At 68.0% G+C, this 17,530-nt stretch carries 14 protein-coding genes; 3 read left to right on the plus strand and 11 right to left on the minus strand.

Going from position 1 to position 17,530, the window contains the following annotated elements; genetic code table 11:
* Positions 1–147: 147 nt before the first annotated feature.
* Entirely contained in the window at positions 148–972 is an 825-nt protein-coding gene (dapD, locus tag ABIB28_RS09595; RefSeq protein ID WP_354287967.1) for a 2,3,4,5-tetrahydropyridine-2,6-dicarboxylate N-succinyltransferase, read from the minus strand.
* Positions 969–1,637 carry a pyrimidine 5'-nucleotidase gene (locus ABIB28_RS09600; protein WP_189675788.1) on the minus strand — a complete coding sequence of 223 codons (669 nt, stop codon included), beginning with the start codon at positions 1,635–1,637 and terminating at the stop codon, positions 969–971. The genes dapD and ABIB28_RS09600 overlap by 4 nt, the downstream gene beginning before the upstream one ends.
* A gap of 112 nt (positions 1,638–1,749) precedes the next feature.
* On the opposite strand from ABIB28_RS09600, the gene ABIB28_RS09605 reads away from it, so the two are divergent.
* A complete protein-coding gene (locus ABIB28_RS09605; protein WP_354287968.1) occupies positions 1,750–2,748 on the plus strand; it encodes an LLM class flavin-dependent oxidoreductase in 999 nt (332 codons plus the stop codon).
* A 219-nt stretch (positions 2,749–2,967) separates the two neighbouring features.
* Entirely contained in the window at positions 2,968–3,747 is a 780-nt protein-coding gene (locus ABIB28_RS09610) for a TIGR00266 family protein (protein ID WP_354287969.1), read from the plus strand.
* Between the two features lie 12 nt (positions 3,748–3,759).
* Here the strand turns inward: ABIB28_RS09610 and ABIB28_RS09615 are convergent, their stop codons facing one another.
* The 4 genes from ABIB28_RS09615 to ABIB28_RS09630 all read right to left on the minus strand — a co-directional run bounded on the left by ABIB28_RS09615 (position 3,760) and on the right by ABIB28_RS09630 (position 7,385).
* Positions 3,760–4,830 carry a serine aminopeptidase domain-containing protein gene (locus tag ABIB28_RS09615; RefSeq protein ID WP_354287970.1) on the minus strand — a complete coding sequence of 357 codons (1,071 nt, stop codon included), beginning with the start codon at positions 4,828–4,830 and terminating at the stop codon, positions 3,760–3,762.
* A gap of 116 nt (positions 4,831–4,946) precedes the next feature.
* Complete coding sequence (locus ABIB28_RS09620; protein ID WP_416194524.1) at positions 4,947–6,272, minus strand: sensor histidine kinase; 1,326 nt, start codon at positions 6,270–6,272, stop codon at positions 4,947–4,949.
* A 110-nt stretch (positions 6,273–6,382) separates the two neighbouring features.
* Positions 6,383–7,048, minus strand: a complete 666-nt coding sequence (locus tag ABIB28_RS09625) for a response regulator transcription factor (RefSeq protein ID WP_010183547.1) — start codon at positions 7,046–7,048, stop codon at positions 6,383–6,385.
* A 31-nt stretch (positions 7,049–7,079) separates the two neighbouring features.
* Positions 7,080–7,385, minus strand: a complete 306-nt coding sequence (locus tag ABIB28_RS09630) for a PepSY domain-containing protein (protein WP_354287971.1) — start codon at positions 7,383–7,385, stop codon at positions 7,080–7,082.
* A 382-nt stretch (positions 7,386–7,767) separates the two neighbouring features.
* Here ABIB28_RS09630 and ABIB28_RS09635 point away from each other — a divergent pair, with 382 nt between their 5' ends.
* Positions 7,768–9,561, plus strand: a complete 1,794-nt coding sequence (locus ABIB28_RS09635) for an ABC-F family ATP-binding cassette domain-containing protein (RefSeq protein WP_133186566.1) — start codon at positions 7,768–7,770, stop codon at positions 9,559–9,561.
* 177 nt (positions 9,562–9,738) lie between these two features.
* Here the strand turns inward: ABIB28_RS09635 and ABIB28_RS09640 are convergent, their stop codons facing one another.
* The 5 genes from ABIB28_RS09640 to ABIB28_RS09660 all read right to left on the minus strand — a co-directional run bounded on the left by ABIB28_RS09640 (position 9,739) and on the right by ABIB28_RS09660 (position 17,470).
* Positions 9,739–10,563 (minus strand): DUF815 domain-containing protein, encoded by an 825-nt coding sequence (locus ABIB28_RS09640; RefSeq protein ID WP_354287972.1) that lies wholly within the window; start codon positions 10,561–10,563, stop codon positions 9,739–9,741.
* Positions 10,564–10,652: 89 nt separating this feature from the next.
* A complete protein-coding gene (locus tag ABIB28_RS09645; RefSeq protein ID WP_354287973.1) occupies positions 10,653–12,698 on the minus strand; it encodes a tetratricopeptide repeat protein in 2,046 nt (681 codons plus the stop codon).
* Positions 12,691–14,040 carry a PEP-CTERM-box response regulator transcription factor gene (gene prsR / locus ABIB28_RS09650; protein ID WP_133186572.1) on the minus strand — a complete coding sequence of 450 codons (1,350 nt, stop codon included), beginning with the start codon at positions 14,038–14,040 and terminating at the stop codon, positions 12,691–12,693. The genes ABIB28_RS09645 and prsR overlap by 8 nt, the downstream gene beginning before the upstream one ends.
* Entirely contained in the window at positions 14,037–16,085 is a 2,049-nt protein-coding gene (prsK, locus tag ABIB28_RS09655; protein WP_354287974.1) for an XrtA/PEP-CTERM system histidine kinase PrsK, read from the minus strand. Before prsK ends, prsR begins: the two co-directional genes overlap by 4 nt.
* Positions 16,082–17,470, minus strand: coding sequence for a TIGR03013 family XrtA/PEP-CTERM system glycosyltransferase (locus ABIB28_RS09660; protein ID WP_133186576.1), 1,389 nt, complete (start codon positions 17,468–17,470; stop codon positions 16,082–16,084). Before ABIB28_RS09660 ends, prsK begins: the two co-directional genes overlap by 4 nt.
* Positions 17,471–17,530: the final 60 nt, after the last annotated feature.

Here is a 17,530-nt window from a genome sequence, read left to right on the forward strand (position 1 = left end):
CGGGGCGCGTTACGTTGTCGAGACGTTGCTACTCCCCTCCCGCAAGCGGGAGGGGCTGGGGGTGGGCGCGCGCTTTCAGCGACAGTTGCCGTCGATAGCGCGCGCCCACCCCCGACCCCTCCCGCAAGCGGGAGGGGGGAAGAAGGGTCAGTCGCGCAGCAGTTCGTTGATGCTGGTCTTCGAGCGCGTCTGCGCATCAACGCGCTTGACGATCACCGCGCAATACAGCGCCGGCTTGCCGTCGCCGCCACCGGTCGAGCCCGGCACCACCACCGAATAGGGCGGCACTTCGCCGCGGAAAACTTCGCCGGTCGCGCGGTCGATGATCTTGGTGCTCGCACCGAGATACACCCCCATCGACAGCACCGCACCTGCGCCGACGCGCACACCCTCGGCCACCTCGGCCCGCGCGCCGATGAACGCGCCGTCGCCGATGATCACCGGGTCCGCCTGCAGCGGCTCGAGCACCCCGCCGATCCCGGCGCCGCCCGACAGATGCACGCCCTTGCCGATCTGCGCGCAGCTGCCGACCGTCGCCCAGGTGTCGACCATCGTGCCCTCACCGACATAGGCGCCGATGTTGACGAAGCTCGGCATCAGGATCGCGCCCTTGCCGATGAAGCTCCCGCGCCGCGCAACCGCGCCGGGAACGACGCGGAAGCCACCTGCGCGGAACTCGGCCTCGCCCCAGCCGGCGAACTTCGAGGGCACCTTGTCGAACGCCGGTGCGCCGCCGGCACCGCCCTCGACCAGGCTGTTGTTGTTGAGCCGGAACGACAGCAGCACCGCCTTTTTGAGCCACTGATTGACCTGCCAGCCGCCGTCCCCGGTCGGCTCGGCGACGCGCATCGCGCCCGAATCGAGCTGGAGCAGCGCTTGCTCGACCGCGTCGCGCACATCGCCCTTGGTCGCGAAGCTGATTGTGTCGCGCGCGTCCCACGCGCCGTCGATGGTCTGCTGCAGGTCGCTCATATATCCCCCGTATGGTCGTGGAGCCACGCCGTGATGTCGGCGCAGGTGAAGTCGATGAAGGAGCGGTCCTCGCCGCCCGGCGTCTGTTCGGAGCCATTGTCGACCCACAGCGTCGTCATGCCGATTGCCTTGGCGGGCGCGAGGTTGCGCGCCATGTCCTCGGCGAACAGGCAGGTCGTCGGGTCGAGATCGAACGCCGCGCACAGCCCGGCATAAGCCGAGGCTTGCGGCTTCGGGATCAGGTCCATCGCATGGACGTCGTGGATCGCCTCGAAGCTTTCGCCGAGCCCGAGCTTCGCCAGCACCTTGCTGGCATAGGGCGTGTCGGCGTTGGTGAAGACGAGCTTGCGCCCCGGCAGCTTGGCGATCGCCGCGGCGAGCGGGGCGTTTTCCTCCAGCACGTCCATCTCGATGTCGTGGACATGGTCGAGAAAGGCGTGCGGGTCGACGTCATGCTCTGCCATCAGCCCGGCGAGCGTCGTGCCGTGGGCGTGGAAATAGCCCTTCTGGATGCGGCGCGCCTCGACATGGTCGACCGCGAACTTGTCGGCGATATACCCCGTCATCCGCGAATCGATCTGGTCGAACAGCCGCGCGCTCGAGGGATAGAGCGTGTTGTCGAGATCGAAGATCCAGGTGCGGATATGGGCTAGGCGTGGGTCCATGGGGGTGGCTCTAAGCGGGAGGGGACGTAGGGGCAAGGCGGAGACGCATCTTCGCCCCTCCCCTTCAGGGGAGGGGCTTTGAAACGACCGCCGTCCTCCCCACATCCCTAACATGACCCAATATTCCCTGCTCGATCTCGTCCCCGTCATCGAAGGCGGCACCGTGTCCCAGGCGCTCGCCAACGCCGCGGATCTCGCAAAGCACGCCGAAGACCACGGCTTCCACCGCTACTGGACCGCCGAGCATCACGGCATGACCGGCATCGCCAGCGCCGCCACCTCGGTCGTGCTCGGCCACATCGCCGCCGCCACCTCGACGATCCGCGTCGGCGCGGGCGGGATCATGCTGCCCAACCACGCCCCGCTCGCGATCGCCGAGCAGTTCGGCACGCTCGACGCGCTGTTCCCCGGCCGGATCGACCTAGGCCTCGGCCGCGCGCCGGGCTCGGACCAGATCGTCGCGCGCGCGATGCGCCGCAATCTCGAGACCGACGCCAACGCCTTCCCGCGCGACGTCGTCGAGCTGCAGAGCTATTTCGCCAATGACGGCCAGACCGGCATCGTCGCGACCCCAGGCGCCGGTGCAGACGTCTCGCTGTGGATTCTCGGCTCGAGCACCTTCGGCGCGCAGCTCGCCGCGATGCTCGGGCTGCCCTATGCCTTCGCGTCGCACTTCGCGCCCGATTCGCTGATGGCGGCGATCGACATCTATCGTCGCACCTTCCGCCCCTCGGCCGCGCTCGCCAAGCCGCACGTCATGGCCGGCTTCAACGTCTTCGCCGCCGATACCGATGCGCAGGGCGAATTGCTGGCGAGCTCGCAGCACCAGGCGTTCGTCGCGCTGCGCACGGGCAACCCGCGCCAGCTTCCGCCGCCCGTCGCGGGCTATCGCGAGAGCCTCGGTGCGCAGGGCGCCGCGATCCTCGATCACGTCCTGTCGTGCTCGGCAGTCGGCGGCCCCGCGAAGGTCGCGCGCGAGATCGCCGCGTTCGTCGCCCGTACCGGCGTCGACGAGCTGATGATCGCCAGTTCGATCTACGATCACGAAGCGCGCAAGCGCAGCCTGACGATCACCGCGGAAGCGATGCAGGACGTCGCCATCGCGGCGTAAAGCCGCTCACGCCGGACTTGGTTCGGCATGCGCGCGGACGGCCCCCTCCGTCACCCCGGCCTTGTGCCGGGGCCCACCGCGATGCGCGGGATGCCGCTGGAGCGTGCGCGGCCCGGTGGACCCCGGGACAAGCCCGGGGTGACGAGGGGAGGGGCGTAGTATTCCATCGCTCCCCTTGCTGTGTTACGTCAGTGCACCACAGCAAGGGCCTCTCCAACCATGCGCTACGACATCGCCGGCACCGTAATGCAGACCGTCTCGATCGATCTCGATCGCGGTGAACGGATCGTCAGCCAGACGCACGCGATGGCGTGGATGAGCGACGGCATCCGGATGGACACGCACACCGGCGGCGGGCTGTTCGCGGGCCTCAAGCGCGCGATGTCGGGCGGCAGCATCTTCATCACCGAATATATCGCCGACGAGAACGCGCACGTTGCCTTCGCCCCGCGCTTCCCCGGCAAGATCATCGCGCGCAACCTCCGCGCCGGCGAGTCCTTGATCTGCCGCAAGGAGACCTTCCTCTGCGCCGAATATTCGGTGTCGCTCGACATCGCCTTCCAGCAGCGCCTCGGCGCCGGCGTGTTCGCGGGCGAGGGCTTCATCCTCCAGCGCGTCACTGGCCCTGGCACCGTGTTCCTCGACCTGTCGGGCGAAGTGATCGAGAAGGACCTAGCCCCCGGCGAGCGCCTCCGCGTCCATGCCGGGCATATCGGCATTCAGGAGCCGACCGTCTCGACCGACATTCAGATGGTGCGCGGCTTCCGCAACATCCTCTTCGGCGGCGAGGGCCTGTTCCTCGCGACGCTGACCGGGCCGGGCAAGGTCTGGCTGCAATCGATGCCGATCATGAATCTGGCGGAGGAAGTCGCGCGACACCTGCCGGGGAATGAGGAGCGCGGCGCGGCAGCGGGCGCGGGGATCGGACGCCTGGTCGGCGGTGGTGCGGCCGGCGCGGTGGTCGGCGGGCTGCTCGGCGGGTTATTGGGGAACGAGTGAAGCGAGGGCGCTTTACGACCGCAGCGCCTGACCGAACCACTTCGCCATGTCATCGAGCGGCTTGCGGGCGACGGGCAACAGCGTGTCGGTCTGCGCCGACGCTGCGGTGCCGAGCGAATGGCCAAGCCCCGGATAGCCGATCAACGTGACGCGCGCACGCGCTTCGGGGCGGCGCGCAAACGCCTGAGCCGCGTCGGGCGCGATCATCGAGTCGTTCAACCCCTGCAGCAGCAGGATCCGCGCATTGGTCGCCGGGAAGGCGTCGGCAACCCCTTTGAGCGAGCGCGCCGTCGCGGCGATCCCGAGCCCACTCTCGGGACCGTCGGCATACCACGATGCCAGGATCGGATCGGCCTCGGCAAAGCTGATCCGCCCATCGCGGTTGGTGTCGAGCAGCGGATTGACGCGTTCGCCGGGCCGAAAACCGCGGAACATGCGCACGAAGATGTGCGCGAGATCCCCGCCGGGGCCGGCATCGGCGCGCGCGATCGCATCGGCATCGAGCGCACCGTCGACCGCAAAGCGCGCGAGATAGGGCTTGCCGATGCGTTGATATTGCGCCTGCGCGACATGGGCGGGCGTGTCGACGACCGGGCCCATCAGCGCCACCGCGCGAACCGCCGGCTCCCCGCTCGCGACCGCCATCGCGACCGTGGTGCCCTCGCTCCACCCGACCAGGCCGAGCGGCAGGCCGCGCGCTTCCGGGCGTGCCGTGACCCATGCGACTGCGGCGCGCCCGTCGGCTGCGAGATCGGATCCGTTCAACGTGTCGAACTTGGCGCGGTCCACGGTCGTCGGCCCGGTGACATAGCGCTTGTTGTAACGGAACGAGACGATCCCGGCGCACGCAAGGCGATTGGCGACCTGAAGCATCGGCCGCGAGGTGATCGTGTGGTTCGGCCCCTCGATTGCACCGTCCATGTCCGCAACATCGGACCCGGGGAACAGCACGACCACGCCGCGCCGCGCGATCCCGGCAGGCGGTGTTACGAGTTCACCCGCGGTCGACACGCTGGGAAGCGCCAAGGCGACTGGCGCGCGTTGCGGCACGCAGCCCTGGGCGAAGGCGGGGGCCACGAGCATCGTGGAGGCCGCTGCTACAGCGAAATAAAACGATCCCCGCACGTCGTCACCCCAACCCGATTTGACTGCCCGGCTGCGGTTCTGGCAGCTGCCTCATCGCTAGGCAAGCGCAGCACTCAGTTCGCCGCAGGCAACCGCAACCGTACCAGCAACCCGCCGAGATCCTCGCTCTCTTCCAGCGACACCGTGCCCTCGTAGATCTCCGCCACGTCGCGCACGATCGCCATGCCGAGCCCCGTGCCAGGCTTGCCCGAATCGAGCCGCACGCCGCGGTCGAAGATGCGGATGCGCTGTTCCTCGGGGATGCCGACGCCGTCATCCTCGATCAGGAATTCGACGAAGCCCGAATGCTTCGAGACGGTGACGAACACCGATCCGCCGCCGTACTTCGCGGCATTCTCGATCAGATTGCCGAGCATCTCGTCGAGATCCTGCCGCTCGACATGGACTTGCAGGTCCTTTGGCCCGTCGCTGTCGATGCGGACGTGGCGATAGAGGATGCCGACCGCGCGCTCGACCGATTCGAGGCTCGGCCAGACGTCCGCCCGGCTGTGCGCCGACCCGCGCCGCCCAACCGCGCGGGCGCGGGCGAGGTGGTGGTCGACCTGCCGCCGCATCGTCCGCGCCTCGCGCACGACGGTCTCGCCGAGATCGTTAGCCTCGGCGGTCGCGGCGTTCATGATGACGGTGAGCGGCGTCTTGAGCGCATGCGCGAGGTTGCCGGCGTGACGCCGCGCTTCCTCGGCCTGGCGCTCGTTATGTGCGATCAGCGCGTTCAGTTCTTCGACCATCGGCGCGACCTCGATCGGCATCGGCCGCTCGATCTGGCGTGCTTTCCCGGCGCGCATCCGGGCGATCTCCTCGCGCACCTTGCGCAGCGGCCACAGCCCGTAAAAGGTCTGCAGGCCCGCCATCACGATCAGCCCGAAGCCAAGCAACGCGAAGCTGCGCACCAAAGTCTTGCGCAGCACCTTGATCTGCGCGTCGAGCCCGTCGCGGTTTTGCGCCACCTGGAAGCGCCAGCGCACCTTCGACCCCGGCAGCGTGACGTCGCGCTCGACGATCCGCAGCCGTTCGGGATTCTCCGCCTTGGGATCGACGAACTGCTTGCTGTCATAGGCATGGACGCCGAGATCGTTGTGCTTGCCGCCATAGGCCAGCCGCCGATCCCACAGCGAGCGCGACGCATATGGTTCCTGGCCCGGCGCGCCGATCTGATAGTAAAGGCCGGAATTTGGCTCGATGAAGCGCTGATCGGCGAGCTCGCGGTTCGACAGGACCTCGCCCTGCGGCCCGATCTCGGCCGAGACGATCAAGGCGGTCAGCACATATTCGAGCTGGTCGTCGAAATTGCGCGTGATCGCGGTGGTCAGCACGCGGTCGAGCGCGAACCCGCCGCCGGCGAGCAGCAGCAGGATCCAGCCCGCCGCGATCAGGATCATCCGGCGCGAGAGCGACCCCGTGGTGCGCACCGGGATCGCCGGATGCGCATCGCCCTCGAGCGCGGGCAGCGGCGGCGCTACGAGATCGGACGCGTCGGCTTCAGCCACGGTCAGGCATCCGGGTCTTCAAGGCTGTAGCCGAGCCCGCGGATCGTGGTGATCACGTCCTGCCCGAGCTTCTTGCGGATGCGCGTGACGAACACTTCGATCGTGTTCGAATCGCGGTCGAAATCCTGGTCGTAGATATGCTCGATCAGCTCGGTGCGGCTGACCACCTTGCCCTTGTGGTGGAGCAGATAGCTGAGCAGCTTGTATTCCTGCGCGGTCATCTTGACCGGCTCGCCGTTGAGCGTGACCTTGCCCGAGCGCGTGTCGAGCCGCACGCCGCCCGCGGTCAGTTCGGACGAGGCATTGCCCGAGGCGCGGCGGATCAATGCGCGCAGGCGGGCGATCAGTTCCTCCGACTGGAACGGCTTGGCGACATAATCGTCGGCGCCAGCATCGAGCCCGGCGACCTTGTCCGACCAGCTGTCGCGCGCGGTGAGCACGAGCACGGGGGCGGTGCGGCCTTCCTTGCGCCAGCGGTCGAGCACGGTCAGCCCGTCGATCTCGGGCAGGCCGAGATCGAGGATGATCGCGTCGTAATTCTCGGTCGAGCCCATGAAATGCCCTTCCTCGCCATCGGTGGCGAGGTCGATTGCATAGCCGGCGCCTTCCAGCGTGGCCTTGAGCTGCTGGCCCAGGCTTGGTTCGTCCTCGACGATCAATACGCGCATGTCTGTGTTCCCTTTACGAGCGCGAACGCGCTCAATTGCCGGTGCGGCCGATGATCTGGCCGGTACGGCCGTCGACCTCGACCCAGATGACGGTTCCATCGCGCAGGAACTTGAGCGTGTAAATCCCGCGGTCGGCGTCGAAATCGAAGCCGAGATACTGGCTGCCACGCATCGTCGGCAGCACGCGCCCCTCGATCTCGCGGATCGGCAGGATGCGGCCCTCGCGCCGCGCGCGCCACGCTTCGCGTTGATCGACATGTTGCAGCCAGACGCCCGCCAGCGGGGGCGGGGCGGTGGCAGTGGCCAGTCCCAACAAGACGGTTACGATCATCGACATCGGCTTTGCATAGGGGCGCAGGATTGAACAGCCTGTGAATGAGCCGAAGCGCGGCAGCCGGCCACGCCCGGCTGACTCGCGCAAGGCCGGCCGGCGGGTCGCGCCGGCGAACCCGTTCGACGACGCGGCTTTGCCGCGGCGGGGCGCACCGTCCGTTTCCTAGCCAGAGCCAGTCGTCGTCACCCCGGCCGCGTGCCGGGGTCCACCAAGCAGCGGGCACAAACCGCAATTCGTCACGATGTCCGCGCGGCCCGGTGGACCCCGGCACAAGGCCGGGGTGACGGCTAGGATCCTGCTCGAGCGGACCGCGCTTCATGCGGCCTCATCCGCACCCGCGCTTTAGCCTCGATTTACCCACGCTAAATCGCTAGGCCGCGCGGCCATGGCATTAGCACCAATCCTCGCATACGAAAATCTCGGCGTCATCCAGGGCTCCGGATGGCTCTTTCGGAACCTCGACATCCACATCGGCCCGCGCGATCGGCTCGCGCTGATCGGCCGCAACGGCGCTGGCAAGACCACGCTGATGAAGCTGCTCGGCAACAAGATCGACAGCGACGAGGGCCGCCGCACGATCGTCCCCGGCACGCGCGTGATCCTGCTCGAACAGGAGCCGGCAATGACCGGCTGCACGACGCTCGCCGATTATGTTCTCGGCGGCGACGACGCCCCGCGCCAGCACGAGGCCGAAGCGATCGCCGACCAGCTCGGCATCGACCTTACCCGCGAGGCCGCCAAGGCATCGGGCGGCGAGCGCCGCCGTGCCGCGATCGTGCGCGCCTTCGCGCAGAACCCCGACGTGCTGCTGCTCGACGAGCCGACCAACCATCTCGACATCGGCGCGATCGAATGGATCGAGGAATGGCTCCAGCGCTTCCGCGGCGCGTTCGTCGTGATCAGCCATGACCGCACTTTCCTCACCAAGCTGACCAAGCAAACGCTGTGGATGGACCGTGGCAATCTGCGCCGTGCCGAGATCGGTTTCGGCGGCTTTGATGCGTGGACCGAAGCGGTCTATGCCGACGAGGCGCGCAACGCCGAGAAGCTCGACGCCAAGCTGAAGCTCGAGGAGCATTGGCTGCTGCGCGGCGTCACCGGGCGCCGCAAGCGCAACCAGGGCCGCCTCACCAAGCTGGTCGAGATGCGCGCCGAACGCGCGTCGATGGTCGGCCCGGCGGGCGCCGCCAACCTCTCGATCGGCACCGGCGACGCCAAGTCGAAGGTGGTCATCGACGCCAAGCACATCACCAAGGCGTTCGGCGACCGCACGATCATCGACGATCTGACGCTGCGCGTGACACGCAAGGACCGCATCGGCATCGTCGGCGCGAACGGTGCTGGCAAGTCGACCTTGCTCAAGCTGCTCACCGGCGAACTCGCGCCCGACCACGGCACGATCAAGATGGCGCAGGGGCTCGAGCGTATCGTCATCGACCAGCAGCGCAGCAAGATGGAGCCTGACAAGACGATCCGCGACGTGCTCGCCGACGGCGGTGACTGGGTCGAGGTGCAGGGCTCGCGCAAGCATGTCGTCGGCTATCTGAAGGACTTCCTGTTCGAACCCGGCGTGCTCGACGCCAAGATCGGCACGCTGTCGGGCGGCGAGCGCTCGCGCCTGCTGCTCGCGCGCGAGTTCGCCAAGCCGTCGAACCTGCTCATCCTCGACGAGCCGACCAACGATCTCGACCTCGAGACGCTCGACCTGCTGCAGGACGTGATCGGCGATTATGAAGGCACCGTGCTGATCGTCAGCCACGACCGCGACTTCCTCGATCGCACGGTGACGATCACGCTCGGGCTCGACGGCTCGGGTACGGTCGATGTCGTCGCGGGCGGCTATGAGGATTGGGAGCGTCGGCGGAAAGCCAAGGCGCCGACCAAGCGCGGCGCGATCGCCAGGAACGCGGTTTCGGTCGCTGCTCCGACGGCGCCAGGCGCGAAGGTCAAGCTGACGTACAAGGATCAGCGCGATTACGAGCAGCTGCCCAAGCGGATCGAGGCGCTCGACGCCGCGATCGCGCGCGACCAGACGCTGCTCGAGGACCCCGATCTCTACACGCGCGACCCCGACGCGTTCGAGCGGCTGATGGAGGCGATCGGCCAGGCACAGGAAGACAAAACGGCGGCCGAACTGCGCTGGCTCGAGCTGGCGGAAATGGTCGAAGGGCAGGGGTGAGCCTGCGGGCGATCTATCGTTCCTAGCCCTCTCCCGCTTGCGGGAGAGGGTTGGGTGAGGGCCTTCTTCTTCAAGCGCGACAGAAGGCCCCTACCGACTGCGACTAGGTCCGCCTGAAGGAGGCGAACCAAGTCTCCGTGGCCTCTCCCGCATGCGGGAGAGGGCGGGGCGACTCCGTTACCCCAACGAGCGCCCCTGCCGCCCGGCCAGCTCGACGATGTAATGCCACGCCACCCGCCCCGAGCGCGCGCCACGCCGCGTGGCAAAACCGACAGCATCCATCGGATCGAACGGCAACGCATACGCCGTCGCATAGCTCGCGACGATCGCCAGATACCCGTCCTGGTCGACCACGTGAAAACCAAGGCTCAGCCCGAAGCGATCGGCGAGCGCCAGCGCGTCGTCGGCGGCGTCGCGCGGATTCACCGCATTCGGCTGGTCGATCATCTCGCGCGGGACGAGATGGCGGCGGTTCGAGGTGACGACGAGCCGGGCATTGGCCGGCCGCGCTTCCGCCCCGCCATCGAGCATCGAGCGCAAAGCGCGCCCGTCGGCGGCGGCGTCGAATCCGAGATCGTCGATGAACAGCAGGAACGCACGGGGGCACTCGGCGATCAGCGCGAACAACGCGGGCAGCGTGTCGAGCTGCGCCGTCACGATCTCGACCAGCGCCAGCGCGCCGCCCTCGGCCTGCACCGCGCCGGTCACCGCCTTGACCAGCGCGGACTTGCCGGTGCCGCGCGCGCCCCACAGCAGCACGTCGTGCGCTGCGGCCTTGGCCGCCAGATGGCGCGCATTGTCGAGCATCGCGCCGCGCTGCGCATCGACGCCGTGAAGCCGCTCGAGCGGCAAGGGACGGAAGTCGCGCACCGGTTCGAGCACTGTGCCACGCCACACATAGGCAGGGTGCGTAAGCGGATCGGCGCTTGCGGGCAGCGGCGGTGCAAGGCGTTCGAGCGCGGCGGCGATGCGGGCGAGGGGATCGGTGCTGGGCTCGGTCATGCCGTGCCTGCTACACTGCGGGCGGCGGCTTCGCTAGGTGAGCCCGTTCGTCGCCTCCACACGGCATGCCCGAAGCCGCGATCGCGCGGCTAGCCGAGCACCTTCAGCGCCGCGAGCGCCGCGGCACGATCCTCGAAGCCCGGATCGGCAAGCGCCGCGCGGATCTGCGTCTTGGCCTCGGCATTGCGATCGAGATCGGCATAGGCCTGGCCAAGGTGCCAGCGCAGGTCCGACTTCTCGGGTGCGATCGACGCGGCCTTTTCGAGCAGTTGCAAAGCCAGCGCGCTCTTGCCCTGCTGGTACAGCGCCCAGCCATAGGCATCGGTCGTCGCCGGGTTCATCGGCGCGAGCGCATAGGCGGCCTTGCCGAACACCCTGCCCGTCACCGCATCGCCTTCGCCGGTATAGGCATAGGACAGTTCGGCGAGCAAAGCCGCGTCGCGATTGCCGATCCGCTGCCGCAAGCTTTCGAGCGTCTCGATCGCCGCGTCCCAATCGCCGCCGGCGATCTGCCAATGCGCGGTGAGGCGCTGGCCCGCGATGTTCTGCGGGTTTTGCGACACGAACAAGGCGAGGACATTCGCTGCCTCGGCGCGGCGGCCCGCGCGGTCGAGCGCATCGACCGTGCGCAGCATCGTCGGTTCGTCGAAGCGGATGTCGATCGCGCGGCGATAGGCATTGGCGGCATCGCCCGCGCGGTTCATCGCCATCAGCGTGTCGCCAAGCGCGAGATAGGCGCTGGGCGCGCCCGGTGTCAGCGCGACGAGGCTCTGCGCCTTGGCGAGCGCGGCGGCGGTATCCCCCGCTTCGAGCAGGCCGCGCACCAGCCCGAGCTGCGCGACCGGCTCGTCGGGCGCGGTGTGTGCGGCGAGGCTCAATCCGGCCAGACCATCATCGGTGCCGAATGGCGTCGACCCGACCTGCACGGGAAGTGCCGAGCGGTCGAGATATGTCGCCGCCCAGTCGCGCTCGCCCGACTGTTCGAACGCGCGCCCGACGAGCGACAGCGTATAGCTGTCGGCATCGGCCCGGAGCGCGATCGGCTTGAGCATATCGAGCGCGCCGCGCGCATCGCCCGAGCGCAGCAGGGCCGCGCCGAGCAAACGCCGCGCGACGATGTTGGTGGGTTGCTGGCCGACGAGCAGCGTCCAGGAATCGATCGCCTGCTGGTACACGCCGGCCTTATACGCGAGCGTGCCGTTGAGCAGCAGCGCGCCGGGCATGGCGTCGAGCTGGCCCTTGGTGCGGGCCATCAGTTGGCGTGCCAAATCGTCCTTGCCGGCGCGCGCAGCGAGCACCGCCTGGAGATAGAGTGCTTGCACGCTGCCCGGGCGCGCGGCGAGCGCCTTGCGCGTCGCGGCGAGCATGTCCTGATAGCGCCCGACCTCGCCGAGCGTCGCGGCATATTCGATCAAGGCGGGGACGTAATAGGCATCGTGCGCGAGCGCGGCCTCGAACCACGGAAGCGCCGCGACCAGCCCGTATTGCGCGCGGACGAGTTCGCCGCGCAGCGTCAGCGCCTCGACATTGTTGGCGTTCGCCGCTGTCGCGCGCTGCGCGGCGGTGATCGCGCCTGCGAGATTGCCCATCTGATACTGGATGCGGCCAAGATCGGACCAGGCGAAGCTGTCGTTCGGCGTATCGGCGAGCAGCGTGGCGAGCACGCCTTGCGCGCGCGCCGGATCGCCCCCCGCCGCCAAGGCGCGAGCGCCGATGCGGATTGCGTAGCCGGCATAGCGCGGCGGCGCCTTGCCAGCCTCCGCGAGCGCGCGGTTGGCTTGCCCCTGAAGCAGCCAGGCCTGTGCGAGCAAATGATGCGTGCGGGCCGGATCGAATCCGGCCGCACGAGCGCGCGTGACTTCGCCCTCCGCGGCGATCCCGTCGCCGACCGACACGAAGCTGCGCGCGAGCATCGCATGCGCGAGCCCCGATTTCGGATCCGCCTTGATCGCGGCTTGTGCGTGGTTGCGCGCGGCACTGTAGTTTCCGATTCCGAGCGCCTTCGCGCTCAGCGCGAGCTCGGTGCGGGCGGTGGTGGCATCGGCGCGCGCCGGCGCGCTGCAGCCGACCGCGAGCAGGCCCGCAGCGGCTATCGTGGCGACCGATCCGAGGAGATACGGCAGGGACTTATGCATGCAGGTCATAGCTCTTCAGCAGATCATAGAGCGTCGGTCGGCTGACGCCCAACAATTTGGCAGTGTTGGAAATATTGCCCTCGGCGCGCGCCAGCGCCTGGGTGATCGTCGCGCGGTCGGCGCCTTCACGCGCTGCGCGCAGATTGAGCGGCAGCTCGTCGCGACCCTCGGCAAGATCGAGATCGGCGGCGGTCACGAGTTTGCCCTCGGCCATGATCACGGCGCGCTTCATGCGGTTCTCGAGCTCGCGGACATTGCCCGGCCATGGCCACGACGCGATCGCCGCGCGTGCGTCGGGCGCGAGGCCGGTGACCCCCGAGCGCATCGACGCGGCATAGAGTTTGAGGAAATGCTGCGCGAGCAGGGCAGCGTCGCCGCTGCGTTCGGCGAGCGCGGGGATGCGTACGACGATCTCGGCGAGGCGATAGTAGAGATCCTCGCGGAACGTGCCCGCCGCGACCATCGCGTCGACGTCCTGGTGCGTCGCGCACACGATCCGTGTGTCGACCGCGATCGCCTTGCGGCCGCCGATCCGCTCGATCGTGCGCTCCTGCAGGAAGCGCAACAGCTTGACCTGGAGCGGCAGCGGCACGTCGCCGATTTCGTCGAGGAACAGCGTGCCGCCCTGTGCTTGTTCGATCTTGCCTTCGGTGGTCTTGACCGCGCCGGTGAACGCGCCCTTTTCGTGGCCGAACAGCTCGCTTTCGAGCAAGGTCTCGGGGATGGCGGCGCAGTTGATCGCGACGAACGCGCCCTTCGCGCGCGGGCTGGCATCGTGCAGGCCGCGGGCGAGCAGTTCCTTGCCCGTGCCGCTCGCGCCGAGCAGCATCACCGACACGTCGGCACCCGCGACGCGTTCGATCGTGCGCGTGACCTTGAGCATTTCGGGGCTCGCGGTGATCATGCCGCCGAGCCCGGTGCCGCTGCTGCGCGCAGCAAGGCGGCGGTTTTCGGCTTCGAGCGCGTGAACGTGGAACGCGCGCGCGACGATCAGCCCGAGCGCGTCGATGTCGATCGGCTTGGCATAGAAGTCCCACGCGCCATCGGCGATCGCCTGGCGCGCGCTGTCGCGTGCGCCGTGGCCAGATGCGACGATCACTTTGGTATCGGGCTTGAGCCGAAGGATTTCGGCAAGCGTGGCAAAGCCTTCGCTGGTCCCGTCGGGGTCTGGCGGCAGGCCGAGATCGAGCGTGACGACCGCGGGCTCCTCGGCGCGGATCGCGTCGAGCGCGGTAGTGCGATCGACCGCGGTGACGACAGAATAGCCTTCATACGCCCAGCGCAACTGGCGCTGCAGGCCGAGATCGTCCTCGACGATCAGCAATTTGGGTTTGTCGGTCATGCGGCCTGGTCCAGCGAGATCGTCCGCGCTGCAGTGAGCGTGACATGGAAAGTCGTGCCGGCGCCCTCGCGGCTTTCGACCGCGACGCTGCCGCCCATCGCCTCGGCCAGCTGCCGCGCCTCGAACGCACCGATGCCGAAGCCGCCCGGTTTGGACGACGCGAAGGGCTTGAAGAGCTGTTCGCGCAGGAACGCCGGGCTCATCCCGCAGCCTTGGTCGATCACCGCGATCGATACGCGCTTGGCATCGCCCGAAACCGCGAGCGTGACGGGTTCGGTCGGTGGGCTTGCCTCGATCGCATTCTGCAGCAGGTGGCCGAGCGCTTGCTCGAGCCGGAAGGGATCGGCGTGTGCGAATACGGGTGTGCCGCTCACCACGACCGGATGCTGGGCGCGTCGCCGCGCCGCGACCAGTTCGGCGAGCGCGAGCACCTCGACCGGGCGAAGCTCCTCGGCGCGCGTGTGATGATGCTGCGACAGCCGCGCGAGCAAATCATTCATCCGCCCCGCCGAATCCTGCAGCGTTGCGATCATGTCGGCGCGGAAGGCCGGGTTGTCGGCATGGCGCTCGGCATTGCGCGCGACGAGGCTCAACTGGCTGACGAGATTCTTGATGTCGTGCAGGATGAAGGCGAAGCGGCGGTTGAATTCGTCGAAGCGCTTGGCCTCGGCGAGCGCCGATTGCGCGCGCTCTTCCGCCAGATAGCTCGCGACCTGGCGTCCGGCGATGCGCAACAGGTCGAAATCCTCCCAGTCGAGCGCGCGGTCGATCGGCGGGCGGGCGAGCAGGATCGCCCCTTGCAGCCGGTCGAGATGGACGAGCGGCAGCAACACCCAGCCATCGGAGTCGAGCATCCAGATCGGTACGCTCGCGCTTTCCGCCGCGTCGGTCGTATCGGCGCGGACCGCATCGAGTTCGACGATCCGCCCCGTCCTTGCGAGATGCGTGACCAGGGCGGCCTCGGCGCCAGCGCTGGGCGCGTCCCAATTCCACCCGGCGCCGACGCCGAGTCCCGCGCCATCGGGCACGAGCAGCAGCCCGGCGGGAGAATCGGTAAGATCGGCGACCGCCTTGACGATCCGCGCGTCGAGCGAGGCGGCATCGTCGGGCTTCCCGAGCGTGTCGGTGAAACGGATCCACTCGGCGCGATAATCGTAGCGATGCCGGAAGAAGTGTTTGGAGACCTTCACCTTGGCCCAGGCGCGCACCCATGGCGACGACAGGATCGTCACCCCGGCAGCGGTCGAACCGAAGACGAAGGCGGTTTGCCATAGCCGCGCATTGTCGCCGCTGATCGAGGCGATCGCGCTGGTCGCGACGAACATCACTGCGGCGTAGAGCAAGGTCACCGCGAACGAGACGGTCTGCCACGCGACGGTGCGCGAAACTTGCAGCGTCCACTCGCCATTGCGCTGGACCGCGACCGCGAGCACCGGCGCGACGAGCGCCATCACGAAACCGCGCCCGATCGTCAGCGCGGTCGGTGCGCCGCCGCTGATATAAGCCGAAACATAGAGCAGCAAGTCGATGCCCCACATCGCCCCGAGCGCGAAGACGACCAGGCGTAACCCTGCGCGCGAGCGCGGCGTGGCGGTGGCGTAAAGGTGGTGGACCAGCAACAGCGCCACGATCGCGACCATGCTGCGCAGAAGCAAGCGCACGGCGGCGACTTGCGGAATGAGCGGAACGCCAACGGCCTGTTCGAGGATCGCGAGCCCGATCCCGGCGGCGCTGACGAGGGCGACCACGCCATAGATGACGCCGATCGCGCGGCGCTCGCGCACCGGGAGGTCGTGCCGTACGAGCGCATGCATGAAGGCGAGCCAGGCAAGATTGCGCAGTCCTTCGGCGACGCGCGTGACGACATCGCTCGCTTCGATCCCGGCGACCGCCAGCGCCCACAAAGCGGTCAGTCCGAGCGCGCAGACCAGCGGCAAACGCGGCAGGCCCTTGCCGCGCTCGCGCAGCCGCGACGCGGCGACGCCCGCGAAGAGAAAGGCGGCGAGCGCATGGCTCCACAGGATGAGCGTGGCGGTGCCCGTCATCGCGCGCCCTCTGGCCACAACACGACGCGGACCGTCTGCAGGAGGATCAACAGATCGAGAAAGGGCGAATAGTTCTTCGCGTAATAGAGATCGTATTCGAGCTTTTGCCGGCTGTCCTCGATCGACGCGCCGTACGGATAGTTGATCTGTGCCCAGCCGGTGATCCCCGGCTTCACCATGTGCCGTTCGGCGTAATAGGGCAGCTGCTGCTCGAGATCCTCGACGAATTGCGGACGCTCGGGCCGCGGGCCGACAAAGCTCATCTCGCCCTTGAGCACCGACCAGGTCTGCGGCAGTTCGTCGATCCGGAGCTTGCGGATAATGCGCCCGACGCGCGTGATCCGCGGATCGTTCTTTTCGGCCCAGACGGCTTGCCCGGCGACCTCGGCGTCGATCCGCATCGAGCGCAGTTTCACGCAGTCGAAGCCGACATTGTAGAGCCCGACGCGGCGCTGCCGATAAAACGCCGGCCCCTTGCTCTCGAGCTTGATCGCGATCGCGGTGAGCAGGATCAGCGGGAGCGTTAGGGTGAGCAGGATAAGGCTCGCGGTGACGTCGAACACGCGCTTGAACAGGCTGGAGAAGACGCGGCCGGACGAAAACCCGTCGGAGAAGATCAGCCAGCTCGGGTTGACGCTTTGCAGGTCGACTCGGCCGGTTTCGCGTTCGAGGAAGGTCGAGATCTCGTTGACGTGGACGCCGGTGGTCTTGATTCGCAACAGATCCTTGAGCGGCAAGGCGTTGCGGCGTTCCTCGAGCGCGAGCACGACTTCGCTGGCGTTGAGCAAGACGACGTGATCGGCGAGGTTATAGATTGCATCGCGCGCGATCGCCTCGGGAATGACGCGCGCGGCCTCGCTCATTGAGATATAGCCGACGACGACGAACCCCGCGCCCGGCGTCTGCGCGAGCGCCTTGAGCCGCGCTGCGCGCGCGCCGGCACCGAGCACGACGACGCGCCGCTTGAACGCCTGCCCGCCGATCAGCTTGCCGATGAGGATTCGCAGCGCGATCAGCAGCAGCGCTGCGATCCCCATCGCGTAGAACAGATTGGACCGCCAGAAGCTCGCCGATGGCAGGAGGAAGAAGACGACGCTCAGGAAGATCACGCCGAGCGAAATCGCCACAAGCAGCCGCGCCGTCGCGTAGCGCAACGACTGCAGCGCGCCCGCGCCGTACACCCCAACCGCGACCATTGCCATTTCGAGCGACGCGGCGAAGGTCAGCAGTTGCGGGATGCGCGCTTGCATCGGCGTCATCGGCATGAGCAACTGGCCCATTCGCAGCGTGTAGCCGATCTCCCCCGCCGCGATCAGCAGGACGAAGTCGATCATCCCGAGCAGCAGCACGGCGTTGGGAATATAGTGCTTGAACAACCTGATCATCAGCGGTGGACCTCGTCCGCGCCCGCGCGGGGGATGTAAGCGATTCCGACACGGGCATGC

This window comes from Sphingomonas sp. UYEF23 (assembly GCF_040546165.1).
Classification (GTDB): domain Bacteria; phylum Pseudomonadota; class Alphaproteobacteria; order Sphingomonadales; family Sphingomonadaceae; genus Sphingomonas; species Sphingomonas glacialis.